16 protein-coding genes are annotated in these 16,129 nt (G+C 62.9%); 5 read left to right on the top strand and 11 right to left on the bottom strand.

What is annotated here, in order from left to right:
• Positions 1 to 33: 33 nt before the first annotated feature.
• A complete protein-coding gene (locus KU306_RS06420; RefSeq protein ID WP_258303209.1) occupies positions 34 to 1,989 on the bottom strand; it encodes a PAS domain S-box protein in 1,956 nt (651 codons plus the stop codon).
• 110 nt (positions 1,990 to 2,099) lie between these two features.
• Positions 2,100 to 3,368, bottom strand: coding sequence for a tRNA(Ile)(2)-agmatinylcytidine synthase (locus KU306_RS06415; RefSeq protein ID WP_258303208.1), 1,269 nt, complete (start codon positions 3,366 to 3,368; stop codon positions 2,100 to 2,102).
• Positions 3,369 to 3,512: 144 nt separating this feature from the next.
• Between KU306_RS06415 and KU306_RS06410 the strand changes: the two genes are divergently transcribed.
• A complete protein-coding gene (locus KU306_RS06410) occupies positions 3,513 to 4,487 on the top strand; it encodes a transcriptional regulator (RefSeq protein WP_007544501.1) in 975 nt (324 codons plus the stop codon).
• 124 nt (positions 4,488 to 4,611) lie between these two features.
• Here KU306_RS06410 and KU306_RS06405 read toward each other — a convergent pair whose 3' ends face one another.
• The 5 genes from KU306_RS06405 to KU306_RS06385 form a co-directional block, all read right to left on the bottom strand.
• Positions 4,612 to 4,866 (bottom strand): glutathione S-transferase N-terminal domain-containing protein, encoded by a 255-nt coding sequence (locus KU306_RS06405; RefSeq protein ID WP_007544499.1) that lies wholly within the window; start codon positions 4,864 to 4,866, stop codon positions 4,612 to 4,614.
• Between the two features lie 108 nt (positions 4,867 to 4,974).
• Positions 4,975 to 6,387 (bottom strand): NCS2 family permease, encoded by a 1,413-nt coding sequence (locus KU306_RS06400; protein ID WP_007544498.1) that lies wholly within the window; start codon positions 6,385 to 6,387, stop codon positions 4,975 to 4,977.
• A gap of 261 nt (positions 6,388 to 6,648) precedes the next feature.
• Positions 6,649 to 7,362 (bottom strand): phosphoribosyltransferase family protein, encoded by a 714-nt coding sequence (locus tag KU306_RS06395; protein WP_007544496.1) that lies wholly within the window; start codon positions 7,360 to 7,362, stop codon positions 6,649 to 6,651.
• Positions 7,363 to 7,443: 81 nt separating this feature from the next.
• Complete coding sequence (gene pyrE / locus KU306_RS06390) at positions 7,444 to 7,974, bottom strand: orotate phosphoribosyltransferase (RefSeq protein ID WP_258303207.1); 531 nt, start codon at positions 7,972 to 7,974, stop codon at positions 7,444 to 7,446.
• Positions 7,975 to 8,077: 103 nt separating this feature from the next.
• Positions 8,078 to 8,620, bottom strand: coding sequence for a CDP-2,3-bis-(O-geranylgeranyl)-sn-glycerol synthase (locus KU306_RS06385; RefSeq protein WP_007544492.1), 543 nt, complete (start codon positions 8,618 to 8,620; stop codon positions 8,078 to 8,080).
• A 126-nt stretch (positions 8,621 to 8,746) separates the two neighbouring features.
• Here KU306_RS06385 and KU306_RS06380 point away from each other — a divergent pair, with 126 nt between their 5' ends.
• Together KU306_RS06380 and KU306_RS06375 are read left to right on the top strand one after the other, a co-directional pair.
• Positions 8,747 to 9,586, top strand: a complete 840-nt coding sequence (locus KU306_RS06380) for a proline dehydrogenase family protein (protein WP_007544490.1) — start codon at positions 8,747 to 8,749, stop codon at positions 9,584 to 9,586.
• Between the two features lie 102 nt (positions 9,587 to 9,688).
• On the top strand, positions 9,689 to 10,309 hold the full coding sequence (locus KU306_RS06375) for a DUF502 domain-containing protein (protein ID WP_007544488.1): 621 nt from the start codon (positions 9,689 to 9,691) through the stop codon (positions 10,307 to 10,309).
• Positions 10,310 to 10,393: 84 nt separating this feature from the next.
• Here the strand turns inward: KU306_RS06375 and KU306_RS06370 are convergent, their stop codons facing one another.
• Positions 10,394 to 11,332 carry a branched-chain amino acid transaminase gene (locus tag KU306_RS06370; RefSeq protein WP_074792724.1) on the bottom strand — a complete coding sequence of 313 codons (939 nt, stop codon included), beginning with the start codon at positions 11,330 to 11,332 and terminating at the stop codon, positions 10,394 to 10,396.
• A 91-nt stretch (positions 11,333 to 11,423) separates the two neighbouring features.
• Between KU306_RS06370 and KU306_RS06365 the strand changes: the two genes are divergently transcribed.
• A complete protein-coding gene (locus KU306_RS06365; protein WP_258303206.1) occupies positions 11,424 to 12,311 on the top strand; it encodes an NAD-dependent epimerase/dehydratase family protein in 888 nt (295 codons plus the stop codon).
• Between the two features lie 12 nt (positions 12,312 to 12,323).
• Here the strand turns inward: KU306_RS06365 and ribB are convergent, their stop codons facing one another.
• The 3 genes from ribB to KU306_RS06350 all read right to left on the bottom strand — a co-directional run bounded on the left by ribB (position 12,324) and on the right by KU306_RS06350 (position 14,162).
• Positions 12,324 to 13,007 carry a 3,4-dihydroxy-2-butanone-4-phosphate synthase gene (gene ribB / locus KU306_RS06360; protein WP_258303205.1) on the bottom strand — a complete coding sequence of 228 codons (684 nt, stop codon included), beginning with the start codon at positions 13,005 to 13,007 and terminating at the stop codon, positions 12,324 to 12,326.
• Positions 13,004 to 13,744 carry a DUF120 domain-containing protein gene (locus KU306_RS06355; RefSeq protein ID WP_258303204.1) on the bottom strand — a complete coding sequence of 247 codons (741 nt, stop codon included), beginning with the start codon at positions 13,742 to 13,744 and terminating at the stop codon, positions 13,004 to 13,006. Before KU306_RS06355 ends, ribB begins: the two co-directional genes overlap by 4 nt.
• A gap of 265 nt (positions 13,745 to 14,009) precedes the next feature.
• Positions 14,010 to 14,162 carry a DUF7563 family protein gene (locus KU306_RS06350; protein WP_160163385.1) on the bottom strand — a complete coding sequence of 51 codons (153 nt, stop codon included), beginning with the start codon at positions 14,160 to 14,162 and terminating at the stop codon, positions 14,010 to 14,012.
• A 192-nt stretch (positions 14,163 to 14,354) separates the two neighbouring features.
• On the opposite strand from KU306_RS06350, the gene argS reads away from it, so the two are divergent.
• A complete protein-coding gene (gene argS / locus KU306_RS06345) occupies positions 14,355 to 16,121 on the top strand; it encodes an arginine--tRNA ligase (RefSeq protein ID WP_258303203.1) in 1,767 nt (588 codons plus the stop codon).
• Positions 16,122 to 16,129: the final 8 nt, after the last annotated feature.

The raw sequence follows: 16,129 nt of genomic DNA, 5'->3' as shown, positions 1-16,129 counted from the left end.
CGGACGTCACGAGAGCACGCCGGCGAGCGAGCGTTACCAGAAGAGTGCTGTCGATGGCTTCGCCGCCGCTTCGACACTGGTCTCGGCGTCGATAGACGGGACGAGAATCGTCGCACGCGTCCCCTGGTTGTCCTCGTCAGCAGGGCCGATTTGGAACGACCCACCGTATCGGGTGACAATCCAATTGACCAGCCACAGACCCATACTGCTCCCGTGCTCCAAATCCGTCTCGCGTCCCATCTGAACGAACGAGGTCTCACTAGGTGAGACTCCCTCCCCGTCGTCGACGACTTCGATTCGTATCTGGTCTCCAGCGTCGGCGACCGATATCGACACGCGGGCCGACTCAGCGGGATGGTGCGAAATCGCGTTCGCCACGAGTTCCGAAAGCGCGCGACTGAGTTCGCTCCCGGCGCAGATGTCGCGTTCGGACTGCACGTCGGCGGTGATTGTGGCTTGTGGGTTCGACGCCTCGTGTTGCTCGACGATACGAGCGACGAGTTCTTTCGGGTCGAGACGCTGCGGGTCGCGTTCCCGATGTGCGTACCGCTTCAGTTCCTGAGCGCGTTCGCTCAACCGAACCAAGTCGTGTCCGCGTTCACGGATACGGCCGATAGCTACGGACGCCATCTCAGGGTCGTTCAACAACTCGATGTTCCCGAGGATGACGTTCATACTGTTTCGCAAGTTGTGTCTGAGAACTCGGTTGAGAAGTTCGACCAACCGGACAGTTCGCTTTTCCTCGGTGACGTTTTCGTGGAATCCGACGTAGTGTGTCACCTCGCCGAACTCGTCTGTGACGGGGCTGATAGACGTACGACACCAGAGGGGTGTGTCGTCCTGCCGAGTGACGAGTAGGTCGAACACGCTGGAATCGCCCGTCGCTAGCACCTCACTGATATCGCCTGCTTCCGTAGACTTGGTGCCCTCCGCGAAGAAATCCCGATACGGGTGTCCAGTGATATCGTCGCGTGAATAGCCGGTCAACGCTTCGAAGGCTTCGTTCGCATAGGTGATGACGAACTCCGGGTTCGCCGCTTCGGCGATAGTGATGCCGACATCCGTGTCTTCGAGCGCCCGGTGTTGAAGCCGAAGTTCGCGTTCCTGTTCGACTCGTTTCGAGATATCGCGGGCCACTCCCTGAATCAATCTGACCGTGCCGTCACTGTAGATGGGGCGTGCATTGACTTCCAGCGTGACAGTCCCGCCGCCCTTCGTTTCGAACTCAAGTTCGAGATGTTCGACCGGATCACCGCCCAGTAGTTGGTCGAAGGCCTCGATAGTCTGCGGCAGCGACGACTCACGGACATATTCGGTAAACGACGTTCCGACCAGTTCGTCTGGTGTGTAGCCGGTGACGCGCTCGATCGACGAGGAAGCGTACGTAAACAGCCCTTGAATGTTGATTCGGTAGATTACGTCGAACGTCGTCTCGGCAATCTCCTCGAACGTTTGGCGTTCGGTTTCGAGTTGTCGGTTCTGGTCTGCGAGCGTCTGCTGATAGGCTCGTCGTTCGAGCGCCTGAGAGACCAGTTGCCCGACGAGTTCGACCAGCATGCCCTCGGATTCGGAAAACGACTCGCCACGTGGGTCCGAGTCGCCGAAGCAGACAGTACCGTACACCTCGTCGTCGACGACGACTTTCGTGCCGATGTAGCACCCGAGTTCGAACGTTTCGAACGCCTCTGTTGAGACGGCGGAAGACGCTGCGGCGTCTTGGGTGCTCAGCGTTCCCGGAATCTCTATCGTCCGCCGACAGTAGGCTTGTTCGAGCGGACACGACTCACCGGGTTGGAGGAGTTCGTGCGAGCCAACGGCCTGCAGTATGCGTTGCTCGCCGCTTTCGATTCGAGTCAAAAAGCCGTACTCGACGCCGAGATAGTTGGCAGTGTACTCAAGCGCCGTCTGTACGGAGGCTTCGAAGTCGAGCGAATCGTCTGCAAACGTCGCGTAGATTCGCTCTCGAATAGAGTCACTATCTCGTGGCATCGGAGTTAGAGCGCCCTGTGGGACCTGTCGTTCGGAACACGCCTCTCATCTATTTGTAGACGTGTCACGAAATAACGTTGTCTCCCGTTAGCGAACGATGAGAGCAAGTGCTACCGCTCGGGGTGTGTCGGTGCGTCGAATCCGCCTCGGACGAGTGGTTTCGCAATGTGGCGACGGGCGCACGGCGGCACCTCGTACCACCCCACTTCGAGCGCTCTGTCGAGTGGCGTCTCGACCTTTCCGGGTGCATCGGTCCCACAGTCGCGGCAGCGATAGCCCTGGTTTCGCCCGGCGCTCTTCATCGTCCGCCCACAGTCTCGACATGTCGGCGTCGCGAGTTCCGTGCGAACGAGGTCACGCACGGCGAACTTTTCGAGTTTGAGCGTCCCATCGGACACTTCTCCACAGACGGTGAGGCGGTCGCCAACGCGGAGCGAGCGAACGTGGTCACGGAAACGCTTCGTCGGTTCGAACGCCGCCACGGTAATCGTCGCATCGTCCTCAGAGAGGTCGAAAAAGACGTGGCCGCCGGTTCGCGTCTCCGGTTTCGACGCGACCGAGCCTGTGACGCGATACGCCCGCTCATCTCGGAGGTCCGAGAGCGACCCATCCCGAAGGTGGGCGTCCGTCCCCTGATTCGTGAGAAACGTCGCCGAGCGGTCGATTGGTTCCGAGACGATGTCGGCAGCGACCGACCGAACCGTCTCGGGGTCGTCGCCACGGATACCGTGGAGAATCGGCCCCGGCGCGTTCGGGACACAGACTGCTTCGCCCTCTACCCGGTCGACCGTATCCCACGCGTCCGGGTAACCGGCGTCTGCGGCCTCGAACACGGAGTCGAAGTCAACCTCTCGCGGCGTCCCGCAACGGTGGAACTCGCGATACGAGATGTGTTCGTACGTCCACTCGTCGAACGCGGCCCACGCACCGACGGCGGCGAGGGCACCGATTCGGCCGCGACCACCGTGCCACCCTTGGCTCAGGAAACCGGATTCGGTCGCGAGTTCGACGGCGCGGTCAGTGTCGTGGAAGTCGCGGACGGCGTCGCGGGCGAACTCCTCGACGGCAGTCGAGACAGTATCGGGCGACCCCGGTGCGACGACGAGGCCCGGACTCGTCCGGTCGTCGTCGACGACCGCCCAGCGTTCGAGTTCGGCCCGCGCAACGTCGAAGGCGGTCCCGGCGGGTACGTCGGTGTGAATGGCTAACGCGGCGTTTCCCCGCGTCTTGTGTTCGACCGCGGGGTTGAGCCGAATGAGAAGCAGGCGCTCGACAGCGCCGCCTTCCTGTTCGATGGCCTCGGCGACGAGCGTCGCGAGGTACGTCGTACACATCCCGAGCGTCCGGGAGTCGGTGTCGTCGAGGCCGATGACGGTCATCGCCGAAGCTAGCCGAAGAACGCAGTAACGCCTTTCGGGTCAGAGGCGACTATATAAATGTCGTCGAAGAACAGGAGGAATCGGGGGACATCGGGGCCACGCGCGGGGAAAACGCTTTATGGGCCGAATCGCTTATTGCCCCCTATGTCCCGGTCAGCGCTGGTTGGCAACATCGCCGCGATGCTCCAAGATGCGGGGTTCGTCGTGAGCGACCGGATTGCCATCCGGCCCAAGAGCTTCGACCTCGCCGCACGCAGAGGTGAGGACTTGTTGCTCCTCAAAATACTCGGGAACATCGACGCCTTCGACGGCGTCACCGGTTCCGAGATGCGACGCCTCGGTTCGTACCTCGACGCGACGCCGATGGTCGTCGGACTACGCACTCGCGACGAAGACCTGAAACCGGGCGTCGTCTACTTCCGCCACGGCGTCCCGGTGTTGAACCCCGACACCGCGATGGACCTGTTCGTCGAGGGAGTCCCGCCGCTCATCTACGCCGCACCCGGCGGCCTCTATGTGAGCATCGACGGCGACATCCTCTCCGAAGAACGACAGGAACGCGGCTGGAGCCTCGGCCGGCTCGCGAAGGAACTCGGCGTCTCGCGCCGCACCGTCTCGAAGTACGAAGACGGGATGAACGCGAGCATCGAAGTGGCCATTCAACTCGAAGAGATGTTCGACCGGCCGTTTTCGAACCCGGTCGACGTGCTCACGGGCGCAGAAGAAGTCCGCGACGCAGAACCTACGCCGGACGACCCGGCAGCCGACCCCGACGACGAACACGTCCTCTCCGTCCTCACGCAGGCGGGCTTTACCGTCCACCCGACCTCCCGCGCACCGTTCAAGGCGGTGAGCGAGGACTCCGGCCGGCGCAAGCACACGAACGTCCTCACCGGCCACTCGTCGTTCACGCGGAGCGCCGAGAAACGCGCACAAATCATGTCCTCGTTGGGTGAGGTGACGCGCACGCGCTCTGTGTACTTCGTCGAGGAGAAACAGAAGCGCGAATCGGTCGATGGAACCGGCATCGTCAGTTGCGACGAACTGGCCGCCATCGACGACCCCGACGAGATTCGCGACCTGATTCGCGAGCGCGCCCGCGACCCCGCCGAAATCTGACGGTGGGACGCTCGTCCTGACGCGCCGCTTTGTCTTTTCGTGGCTTCCAGCGTACCTGCAGGACCGAAAATCGAAGTGAGAACGGAGGAGTTCGAGAGCGAGCGCTTCGGGCCGAGTCGTCTGTTTACGACGCCGAGCCGTAGGTCTCGTCGAGGTATTCGACGATATCGCTGGACTCCGACATCCCCTCGATGTCGTGTTTCTCGTCGACGAGAACCGGAACACCGGTCTGGCCGCTAATCTCTTTGACTTCGGTTCGTTCTGGGTGTGCGCGGGGAACTTCCACCGAGTCGTACTCCAGGTCGAGGTCGGCGAGTTTGTTCTTGACCTTGTCACAGTACGGACAGCCAGGGAGTTCGTAGAGCGTGAGGTTCGACATCATCGCCTGCTATGGAGTCCGATATAAAAAGCGCGGCGGAGCTGTGTGTCGCCGGTGCAAACCGCAGTGAGGAGAGGAGAGAAGAGAAGAGGAAAGAAGACCGTCGCCTCAGACCTGTGCCTGAAGCATCCCGGACGTCCGAACGACGAAGTAGACGACGAACAGGAGCGCGAGGACCCACTGGCCCGCGCTGACGTCGTCGTAGTCTCCTGCAGCGACCTTCACGAGCGGGTACGAGATGATTCCCGCGGCGATGCCGTAGGCGATAGAGTACGTGAAGGGCATGACGAGGATGGTCATCCCGGCCGGAATCGTGTTGGTGATGTCGTCCCAGTCGATGTCGACGACGTTCTGGAGCATCACGACGCCGATGACGACGAGCGCGATGTGCGAGGCGTAGAGAGGAACGGCCGTCGCGAGCGGGACGAGCGCGAGCGAGGCGAGGAAGAGAAGTGCGACGACGAGCGCGGTGAGGCCCGTGCGGCCGCCTTCTTCGACGCCGGTCGCGGATTCGATGTAGGTCGTGACGGTCGAGGTGCCAATCATCGCACCAGCGGTGGTACCGACCGCGTCGGCCATGAGCGGCTTGTCGATGTCCGGGAGGTCACCGTTCTCGTCGAGGAAGCCAGCGACCTGCCCGACGCCGACGAGCGTCCCGGCGGTGTCGAAGAAGTCTACGAAGAAGAACGTGAAGACGATGAGAGCGAAACTGAACGCTTCGACGTTGCCGAACCCGGAGACGAACGCGCCGACGAGCGGCGTCACGTCGTAGGTCGCGGCTGACGAGCCGGCGACGAGTTCAGCCTCAGGGGAAACGAAGCCAAAGGTGGTGAGTCCCCACCCAAGAGCGGTGGTGAACACGATACCGAGGATAATCGACCCGGGGATGCCCGCCGCGTAGAGGGCGAACGTGACGAACAGGCCGACGATAGAGACGACGGCGACCGGGTCAGAAGCGAGGTTGCCGAGCGTGATGAGCGTCGCAGTGTCGTCGACGACGATGCCCATCGCCTGCAGACCGATGATAGTCAAGAACAGACCGATACCGGTTCCGACGGCCATCTTGACCGGTTGGGGGAATATCTTGATGATGGCTTCACGCGCGCCCACAGCGGTGAGCGCGATGAAGACCAGTCCCTCGACGAAGACGGCGGCGAGTGCCGTCTGCCACGGGATACCCAGCGCGCCGACGACGGTGAACGCGAAGAACGCGTTCAACCCGAGTCCGGGCGCTTGCGCGAAAGGCCGGTTAGCGTAGAACGCCATGACGAGCGTCGCGATAGCCGCCGCAACGATAGTCACCACGGCGAGCATCGACTGCACCTCACCGAAGGTGTAGCCCGTGATGGCGATGCCATCGAGGCCAGGAATATCCGGGTTTTCTGCGAGAATCGACGGGTTGACGACGACGATGTACGACATCGTCAGGAATGTCGTTATCCCCGCGATAATCTCGGTCCCGACTGAGGACCCGTGTTTATGCACGTCGAAGTAATCTGCGAGGGTTTCAGTGAGCCCCATAATGCACGAGTAAGCATACCCGCGATTCCACACATAAGCATTACCATCGATAGCTCCGGATATACACACGTTCGTGTATTAAATGGTGTGTTTGATGAAACACACCAGCACGAGCATGACTATTTGCGAGTAGAAGACAATAGAATTTAACCCACTGGTGTTATTCGGTTGTCAAACTGAGAGTGAGGTTAGAACCGTTTATTGCGTCAGCACGGTGGCCGCTCCGTCGGGAAGTGTCCCCACCGAAGCAGCGCCGACAGTTTACTCGAAGACGCTGAGTGCGCCGATTGGGGCGTCCGTGAGTTCGGCCGCGCGGGACGTACCCTCGTCGCCGACGGCGATGAGAGCGAAGACACCCGCGATGTCGGCGTCAGCCTGCAGGGCGATGTCCAAGAGGAGTTCCTGCGTCTCGCCGGAGCGGATGAGGTCGTCCACGACGAGGACGCGTTCGCCCGCGTCGATGGCGCTCGCAGGGAGGTAGTAGGTCAGTTCGATACCGGAGGCGAGGCGCTGTCGGGACTCGATGAAGTCCTCGACCGCGGTCTCTTTCGATTTCTTCGCGTACGCGAGGCGCGCGCCGAAGTAACTCGCCATGGCGGCACCGAGGGTGATGCCGTCGGTCGCGGCCGTCAAGACCACGTCCGGGCGCTCGAAACCGAGGGTGTTCGCTGCAACGGGCGCGACGAGGTCGAGGAACGACTGGTCGAAGACGACGTCGGAGTTGTCGACGTAGCCCTCGTCGTCGAAGCGGACGCGCGCTTCGAGTTCGTCGGCGAGCGCGTCGCGTCCGACACCTTCGACGACCTCACGGGCGCGCTCGACGCCGGGCAAGACGTGCCCGTTGACGTAGCGGTTAAGGTCGCCGGCCGGCAGCCCAGTCAACTCGGCGAGTTCGTCGTAGGTCCGGGTCTCTTTGAGCATCCGGAGCACCGACACCGCCTGTAGCTGGAGTGCGGCCTTCTCTGCTCTGTTCATGCCTTCGCCCTCGTGTTTGCACAAAAATGAATATTTCGATTGGCTTTCGCACGCGAATTACTCACATGCGTGTATCGCGTCTCAGTTGTCGGCGTCGGCGAGCAGGTCCTCGGCGGTGAGAAGCGACTGGAGTTCGATGTCGTGTTCGGCGAGCAGTTCGTCTGCACCTTCTTGGCGGTCGACGACGACGATGACGCGGTCGACGACTGCGCCGGCGTCGCGGAGTGCTTCGACGGCGTCGACGGCGCTCTGGCCGGTCGTCGCGATGTCTTCGAGGACGACGACTTCTTCGCCTTCCTCCAGTGCGCCTTCGATTCGCTTCGCCGTACCGTACTCCTTGGCCTTCTTTCGGGCGATGACGTAGGGTTTCTCGGTTTCGACTGCCGTGGCCGCGACGAGCGGAACGGCGCCGAGAGCGACGCCCGCGAGTTTTTCGTCGTCTTCGACGAGGTCCGCGAACGCCTCGGCGATGAGCTTCAGACACCGGGGGTCGGTCTCGAAGAGGTACTTGTCGACGTAGTAGTCGGACGTGCCGCCGTGGGAGAGTTCGAACTCGCCGAACTGGACCGCGTCGGCGTCACGAAGCGCCGCGATGAGTTCTGTGTTCGTCATCTTGTTTCGAGAGGGTTCACAGAGGCGCTTAAGCGGGTTGGTTCGGAGCGGCAGCGTCAAGCTGCGAGTCGTCGGAGGTGGCCCCAAAGGAGAGAAAGGAAAGTCACCACGGCTCGTTCTTCAGGCCCAAGAAGTATGCACCGACGTTGGTGACGACGTGGAGAACCGGCGTCATCACGAGGACGACGGCGAGCACGGGGAGCGTGAACGTCGCCGAGAACCACCCGGGAGCGGCGACGAAGGCGAGGACGAGCGCACCGACGACGAAGTCGAGTTGGTCGAGGCCGGGGAACGCGGCACCGCGCTCGCGACCCGAGCGACGCTTGAGGAACGAGGCACCGATGTCACCGAGCATCGCGCCGAGCGCGAGCCCGAATGCGGCAGTAAGTGGGAAGGTGGGGAGGTCGACCCCGATTGCGGCGGAAGCCGACGGGACGAGCGCGTTGAGGGCGACAGCGAGCAGTGTTCCCGCAAGTGTTCCCGCGGCCGTTCCGCGCCACGTCTTGCCGTCACCGAGGAGGCGACGGTCGCCCAGCATACGGCCGCCGTCTATCGGCCTTCCGCCCCCGGCGAGGACCGCAGCGTTGTTCGGGACGTACGCGGGCAACATCGCCCAGAACGCAGTGACGACGAGAGAGACGACCATACGCGTGACTGCGCACGGAGGGGTGTAAGTTCCGACGGTTTCGCTCGGAGCCGTGTCGGCGGTGTCCCCCGATTACGCAGCCGACGGATGATAACTCTGAATACCAAACGCTGGTTATCTTTCAGTATGATTCCTCCCATCGCGAGCAAGTTCGTCGCCGGTGAGTCGCCGGCAGAAGCACTCGACCACGCGCGACAGATGAACGACGAAGGTGTCGCTGTCATCCTCAACCTGCTCGGCGAGCACTACCACGAACGCGGCCCCGCCGACGAGGACGCCGACGCCTACGTGCAACTCGTGGAGGACATCGCGGAGACCGACCTCGACGCCTGCGTGTCGGTCAAGCCGTCACAAATCGGCCTCGACATGGGTGACGACGTGTTCGCCGAGAACTACCGCCGAATCGCCGAGGCGGCGGACGAACACGACGTGTTCCTGTGGTGTGACATGGAGGATCACGAGACCACGGACGCGACGTTGGATTCGTTCGAGGAACTCGCTCGCGAGTTCGAAGGCGGGATGGGTCTGTGCGTGCAGGCGAACCTGAAGCGCACGCCCGACGACCTCGAACGCCTCTCGGACGTGCCGGGGAAGATTCGACTGGTGAAAGGCGCGTACGACGAACCCGCGAGCGTCGCCCACAAGAAGAAAGCGAAGGTCGACGAGGTGTACAAAGAACTGCTCGCGTATCTCTTCCGGGAGTACACCGGCAGCATCGCGGTCGGGAGCCACGACCCCGAGATGATTTCGTACGCCCGCGAACTCGGACAGGAGTACGACACCGACTACGAGATACAGATGCTCATGGGCGTGCGCGAAGACGCCCAGCGCGACCTCGCCTCCGAGGGCGTCGAAGTCTGGCAGTATGCCCCCTACGGCGGCAAGTGGTTCCAGTACTTCTACCGTCGCGTCCGAGAGCGCAAGGAAAACGCGCTGTTCGCGATTCGCGCCGTCCTCGGCATCTAACGGGAGGCGACACGCCGTCGCGGGCCACGCCGCGTTCTGGCCCAGTATCACCATTCGCACTAGAAATCCCCTTAAGCCCGCAGGTTCACGTACCGCGTATCAATGTCCTCGTGGAGACGCGACTTCGCCAGCGGTCTCGTAGTTCTCGTTCCGCTGATTGTCATTCTGTACGTGCTGTCTATCCTCTACAGTAGCATCGTCAAGATACCGGGCGTCGCGACGCTACTGCAGGTCGAAGGTGAGTTCAGTTTTCTCTCCGAGGTGTTCGGCTTCTTCGTCGCTATCATCATCTTCCTTCTGCTGGTCCTCTCGGTCGGCTATCTCATGCGGACCACGGCCGGTCGGCTCATCGAAGCGGGCCTCGACGCCTCGATGAACAAGGTCCCGCTCGTTCGTATCGTCTACAACGCCTCGAAACTCGCGGTCGAAACTGCACTCACCGGAACCGAAGACCTCCAGAAGCCGGTCCGTCTCGAAACGTGGCCAGGTATCCGAATGACCGCGTTCAAGACGGGAAAGACGACGTCTGACGGCAAGGAGATTATCTTCATGCCGACCGCCCCGAACATCACCACCGGCTTCGTGATGGAAGTCGACCCCGAAGATATCGAAGAGACCGGTGAGAAGGTCGAAGAAGCCCTCACACGTGTCCTCTCGGCCGGGTTCGCAGAGCAAGAACACATCGACGAGTACACTATCGAAGTGACCGAGGAAGACGAGTAGTCACCCACCGGTCCACGGGTGTGACACCTCTGGCAGGGTGTTGCGACTGGCGGTACAATCTCCAAAAAACGGATTTTCGAAGTCTTACTGCTCTTCGACGTAGGTGAACCACTCTTCGTGGTCGTCGGTGCGACGCTCCACGAGGTCGAAGAAGGCCGTCTGGAGTTCTTCCGTGACGGGACCGCGAGTGCCCTCGCCGATGACGACGTTGTCCACCTTGCGGATGGGCGTGACTTCGGCGGCGCTGCCGGTGAAGAACAGTTCGTCGGCGGTGTGGAGTTCGCCGCGGCTGATGACGGCGCTGTCGTCGACTTCGTAGCCGCGCTCGCGGGCGAGCGTGATGACGGTGTCGCGGGTGATACCGTCGAGGATGCTCTGGGAGAGACCGGGGGTGTAAATCTTCCCGTCGCGGACCATGAAGATGTTCTCGCCGGGGCCTTCGGCGACGTTGCCTTCCTTGTTCAGGACGATGGCTTCGACGTAGCCGTTGCGGCGCGCTTCCTCACCAGCGAGGAGGGAGTTCACGTAGAGACCGGTCGTCTTCGCGTTCGTCGGAATCTGGCTGGAGGCGTGCTTGCGCCACGACGAGACCATCACGTCGACGCCGTTTTCGAGCGCGTCCTCGCCGAGGTAGGTTCCCCACGGCCACGCCGCGATTGCGACGTCCGTCGGGTTGTCCTTGGGGCTGACGCCGAGCGAGTCGTAGCCGTAGTAGGCAATCGGACGGATGTAACAGCCGTCGAGGTCGTTGCGCCGGACGACTTCCAGCGTCGCCTCGGTGAGTTCCTCCGGCGAGTACTCGATATCCATGTCGTACGGCTTCGCGGAGTTGTAGAGGCGTTCGAGGTGTTCTTCCCAGCGGAAGATAGCCGGACCGCGGTCGGTGTCGTAGGCGCGAACGCCCTCGAAAATGCCCGTGCCGTAGTGGAGTCCGTGCGTGAGGACGTGAATCTGTGCGTCCTCCCAGTCCACGTATTCGCCGTTCATCCAAATCGTGGACACGTCCATGTCGTCGAATCCCATGTACAGGCCTTCGGAGGCCCCCCTCTAAAATCATGACGAACCGGCCACAGCGTCCCAGACCGTTTTTGGCGATGTGTTGCCATATCGCAGTATGACTCTCGAATCCGTCGTCGTCACGGGCGGGACGGGTAACATCGGACCGACGGTCATCGACCACCTCCGCGACCACGGGTACACGGTCACCAACGTGAGTCGCACCGGCGGGTCCGACCACGCCGACCACGACTACCGAGTGAGCGCGTTAGACCCCGGCGACCTCATGGCGACGCTCGCCGCCGTCGATGCCGACGCCATCGTCCACCTCGGAGCCATCTCGACGCCGACCCACGACCCCGGCCACCGCGTCTTCGAGAGCAACGTCCAATCGACCTACGTCGTTCTCGAAGCGGCAGCCGCCCTCGGCATCGACACCGTGGCCCTCGCGTCGAGCATGAGCGCCATCGGCGGCGGGTTCGAACCCGACCCCGCGCGAATCGACTTCCTGCCTGTCGACGAGACACACCGAGCGACGCCGTCGAACCCCTACGGTCTCGGCAAGTACGTCGCCGAAGAGACGGCCGCGGGGTTCGCTCGCAGGGCTGACGCGCCATCCACGATTGCCAGCCTCCGCTTCCCGTGGATGCCGAGCAGAAAAGAAGCCATAGAGACGTTCGCCGAACAGGACCGAACACTCGACGGACTCCGCGAATCCGGGGTCTTTCACACGGCGCGAAACACGCTCTTTGCGTACCTCGGCCGCGACGACGCCGCGAGACTCGTTCGGCGGGCCATCGAAGCCGACTTCGAGGGCCACGAAGTGTTCTGGGCGGCCGCCGCCGACACCTCGACGACAATCGAATCGGCCGAAATTGCGCGTGACGTGTACCCGGACGCCGATGTTCGCGGCGACCTCTCGGGACACGAATCACTCGTCTCGACGGAGAAGGCGACGCGGCTCCTCGGGTGGAAACCGGAGTGGTCGTGGAGAGACGAAACCTGAGAGGAAAACGAGTTAGGAGAGGTCCGAAAGCAGGCGGTCGCCGTCGACGAACGCGAGGTCGTGTCGCCCGGCGTACTCGCGGGCGTCGGCTTTCGAGAGGGCCGCGCCCGTCTCGTCGTCGAGCATCTCGCAGACAACCACGGCTGGCGGCAGCGTGGCATGGTCGGCGAGTGCGAGACCGAGTTCGGTGTGGCCCTGTCGGTCGTCGAGGAGGTTGGGCGCGCCGCGAAGCAGGTGGACGTGGCCGGGGGCGCGGAACTCGCCGCCGAAGTCGTCGGCGTCGTAGTCACCCGCGCGAGCCAGTTCGGCAACGGGCGCGAGCCGCGAGATGGTCATCGCCCGGTCGCGGTCGGTGATTCCGGTAAAAGAGTCGCGGTGGTTCACCGTGAAGGAAAACGACGAGCGCGAGTCGTACGCGAGGTCGTGGGCGGCCGCGGCCGGGTGGTCGAGCACGTCGTCCATGAACGGGAGCCCAAGCGTTTCGGCCACGTCGTCCGGGAGCGCGACGCAGACGAGACCGCCGGCGTCGTTGCGCATGCGGGCGACTTCGGCCGGCGTGACCGCTCCCGCGGGGTAGACGAGGTCTGTCTCGCCCTCGCGGTCGTCGAAGTCGTGGACGAGGACCGGCTCACCCGCACGGAACGCCTCCACGACGCGTTCTGTCGGGTCGAGGTCCGTCTCCGCGGAGCGACTCATTCCGTCTCGACCTCCTCGACGCGAACCGTGACGATGTCGCCGTCTTCCAGGTCGAGTTCGTCGCGGAGTTTGTCGGGCGCGATAATCTCCAGTTGCGACTCGTCGTGGTGGGTTCGCTCGGGGACGATGATGTGAACCGGGTCGTACGTCTCGTCGTCGGCTTCGACGACAGCGGCGTAGCAGGTCGCCGGCCCAAAGGTGCGTTCGTCGTCTTCCCAGCCGTCGATTGGGACGGCGTCAAGCGCGGACATCCCGGCGCGAGCACGAATCGCATCGTCACTGAGCCGAACGTTCAGCGTGCCCGGGAAGGGCTCGTAGCCCAGTCGCTCGGTGAACTGCTCCATGTATCCCGGAAGCGAGATGTAGTGGCGACCCTCACCCATGCCGCCTGTCACCTCGCCTTCGAGGACGACCATCGACGGCGTCTCGAAGATACGTCGATAGTCGGCGTACTCTCGGCGGAGTGCAGATTCGCCGGCCTCGGTTATCGTAATCCACTGGCCGTCTGAGACGACCTCTCGGTCGACGTAGTCACCTTCTTCGAGGCGTTGCAAGCGACGCGACGCCGTCTGGTTAGAGACGTCTAGCCTGTCTGCAAGTCCAGAGCAAGAGACCTTGACAGGTTCAGCGCGCCCGCCGTCGAGGGCAACGAGCTTCAACGTTGCCAACTCGTCGTACCCGACCTCGCTGGCGACTGCCGATTCTGACATACTCGTGGATTCGAACGCTCGTCCCATAAGCGTATCGTATATGAGATGCGTTCCAGAAATGAGATGAGAGAGTACCGAACCGCTCGTACCCTGACTTTCGAGTACCGAGTGGTAAGTCCGTCGGTCGGTCCAGCAACGCGAGAAGCGAGCAGTCGCGTCGCTGGAAGGGGTAATAAACGAGAGGAGTGGGGTGGGTGAGGGTTGGAATCGGGGGAGGTTGGTCAGCGCACGTGCGGTGGGTGGGACGTGTGGAGACACACGTAGGGCCGTGGTCGGCAGGACCAAGCGAGGCTCAGAGACCCGCCGCCTTTCGCTCGGCGCTCACTTGGGAGACGCCGGCGTTCGCCGAACAGTTCGGACAGGCGAAGACGCGCCCTTTGTCGTCACCGAACACGCGTATGAAGTTGCTCGATACGAACGCGTCGCAGTAGTTGCATCGGCTCATTGTTGGGGGTGGCAGGTTCCTCCTGCCTCATTCATTCCTTTGTCCGGTGTCAGCATACCAGTTCTACCTAACTAGTAAGGTAGTTCAGACGGCGACCGCTGGGGCGACAGTCAGTCGCCAGCGAGGGTCGCAGTCGGCCCGCCCCGAACCGGTTCGGAAAGGCCTTTAGCCGTCTGCCGAGAACCCGTGAGCATGTTCAGACAGTTCCGTGAGGAGGTCGAAGCGGCGCTCTCTGCGGCGCTTTCGTCGCTCGACCTGCCGGACGACGACCTCGGGGTCGAGGAGCCACCGGAAGACGTACCCGCGACACTCGCTTCCAGCGTGGCGTTCCGACTGGCCGGAGTCGTCGGTGCTGCGCCACCGTCGGTTGCCGCCGACATCGCCGAGGAAATCTCCGTCGACGGCTACGACTACCTCGCCGCGGTCGACACGCAGGGACCGTACGTCAACTTCCACGTGACCGACGCCTACTACGACGACACACTCACCGCCGCGGCCGAAGACGTCGAGTACGGCCGTCTCCCCTCGACCGGCGACAGCGTCGTCGTCGAGCACACGAGTGCGAACCCGACCGGCCCGGTCCACGTCGGGCGCGCCCGCAACCCCATCGTCGGCGACGCCGTCGCCAACCTGCTGGATTTCGCCGGCAACGACGTCGAGCGACACTACTACGTGAACGACGCCGGTCGCCAGATGGCCGTCTTCACGTGGGCCTACGAGACGTTCGACGAGGACGACCTCGACAGCGAACCCGACCGCGACCGCATCGAGTACGACCTCGTGCGGTACTACCAGAAGGGCAACGCCTTCCTCGAAGAAGCCGACCCCGACGAGGTCGACGCCGCGGAAGCCGAGATTACGGAGATTCTACAGGGTATCGAAGAAGGCGACGAAGAGACCTACGCCCGCGTCGAGAACGTCGTCGACCAAGTGCTCGGTGGCATGCGCGAGTGTCTCGCCCGCCTCCCCGCGGAGTTCGACGAGTTCGTCAAAGAGACGCGCTTCATGTTCGACGGGCGCACCCGCGACCTCGCAGAGCGCCTCAAAGAGACCGACCACGCCGTCTACGAGGAAGACGCGTGGCAACTCGAACTCGACGAGTACGGTATCGACAAGAATCTCGTGTTCCTCCGCTCGGACGGCACGTCGCTCTACACGACCCGCGACCTCGCCCACCACGAGTGGAAGTTCGACAACTACGACCGCGCCGTGACCGTCCTCGGCGAGGACCACAAACTGCAGGCCGGGCAACTTCGCGCCGCCCTCGACCTCCTCGGCAACGACGTGGACAAACTGGAGAACGTCATCTTCTCGTGGGTCAACCTCCCCGGCGGTCTCGGAATGTCCACCCGCGAGGGAACCGGCGTCATGCTCGACGACCTGCTCGACGAGGCAATCGACCGCGCCCGCGAGGAAGTCGAGACGCGCATGGAAGACCGCATCCGCAACGACGACTTAGACGAAGACGACATCGAGCGTATCGCTCGCCAGGTCGGTATCGGCGCAGTTCGCTACGATATCGTCTCCAAACAGCCCACCAAGTCCATCACCTTCGAGTGGGACCAGGCGCTCAACTTCGAGGCCCAGTCCGCGCCGTACATCCAGTACGTCCACGCGCGCTGTTGTGGCATCACCGACGAGGCGGCCGCCGCCGGTCTCGACGCGAGCGACGTCGACCCGTCGGTCCTCGACTCAGAGGCCGAACGCGAACTGCTGCGCGTCATCGCGCGCTTCCCCGCCGTCGTCGAGGAGGCGGCCGACGACCTCGAACCCCACACGATTGCGACGTTCGCCCGCCAGTTCGCCGAAGTGTTCAACCGCTTCTACCGCGAGTGTCCGGTCCTCTCGGCCGACGACGAGGAAGTCGCCGCGGCCCGCCTCGCACTCGTCGAATCCTCGAAGCACACGGTGGCCAACGCGCTCGATATCATCGGCGTCGAGGCTCCCGAGTCGATGTAACGTCGGTC

The sequence above is a fragment of the Haloferax larsenii genome (genome assembly GCF_024730625.1).
GTDB classification, from domain to species: Archaea; Halobacteriota; Halobacteria; order Halobacteriales; family Haloferacaceae; genus Haloferax; species Haloferax larsenii.
The sequence above is the reverse complement of the archived record's forward strand: the minus strand, read 5'-3'. Positions and strand labels throughout refer to the sequence as shown.

Bases quoted from the DNA above. Each gene is read 5' to 3' on its own strand.
- KU306_RS06420 (WP_258303209.1), bottom strand. From the start codon at position 1,989: ATGCCACGAGATAGTGACTCTATTCGAGAGCGAATCTACGCGACGTTT.
- KU306_RS06415 (WP_258303208.1), bottom strand. From the start codon at position 3,368: ATGACCGTCATCGGCCTCGACGACACCGACTCCCGGACGCTCGGGATG.
- KU306_RS06410 (WP_007544501.1), top strand. From the start codon at position 3,513: ATGTCCCGGTCAGCGCTGGTTGGCAACATCGCCGCGATGCTCCAAGAT.
- KU306_RS06405 (WP_007544499.1), bottom strand. From the start codon at position 4,866: ATGTCGAACCTCACGCTCTACGAACTCCCTGGCTGTCCGTACTGTGAC.
- KU306_RS06400 (WP_007544498.1), bottom strand. From the start codon at position 6,387: ATGGGGCTCACTGAAACCCTCGCAGATTACTTCGACGTGCATAAACAC.
- KU306_RS06395 (WP_007544496.1), bottom strand. From the start codon at position 7,362: ATGAACAGAGCAGAGAAGGCCGCACTCCAGCTACAGGCGGTGTCGGTG.
- pyrE (WP_258303207.1), bottom strand. From the start codon at position 7,974: ATGACGAACACAGAACTCATCGCGGCGCTTCGTGACGCCGACGCGGTC.
- KU306_RS06385 (WP_007544492.1), bottom strand. From the start codon at position 8,620: ATGGTCGTCTCTCTCGTCGTCACTGCGTTCTGGGCGATGTTGCCCGCG.
- KU306_RS06380 (WP_007544490.1), top strand. From the start codon at position 8,747: ATGATTCCTCCCATCGCGAGCAAGTTCGTCGCCGGTGAGTCGCCGGCA.
- KU306_RS06375 (WP_007544488.1), top strand. From the start codon at position 9,689: ATGTCCTCGTGGAGACGCGACTTCGCCAGCGGTCTCGTAGTTCTCGTT.
- KU306_RS06370 (WP_074792724.1), bottom strand. From the start codon at position 11,332: ATGGGATTCGACGACATGGACGTGTCCACGATTTGGATGAACGGCGAA.
- KU306_RS06365 (WP_258303206.1), top strand. From the start codon at position 11,424: ATGACTCTCGAATCCGTCGTCGTCACGGGCGGGACGGGTAACATCGGA.
- ribB (WP_258303205.1), bottom strand. From the start codon at position 13,007: ATGAGTCGCTCCGCGGAGACGGACCTCGACCCGACAGAACGCGTCGTG.
- KU306_RS06355 (WP_258303204.1), bottom strand. From the start codon at position 13,744: ATGGGACGAGCGTTCGAATCCACGAGTATGTCAGAATCGGCAGTCGCC.
- KU306_RS06350 (WP_160163385.1), bottom strand. From the start codon at position 14,162: ATGAGCCGATGCAACTACTGCGACGCGTTCGTATCGAGCAACTTCATA.
- argS (WP_258303203.1), top strand. From the start codon at position 14,355: ATGTTCAGACAGTTCCGTGAGGAGGTCGAAGCGGCGCTCTCTGCGGCG.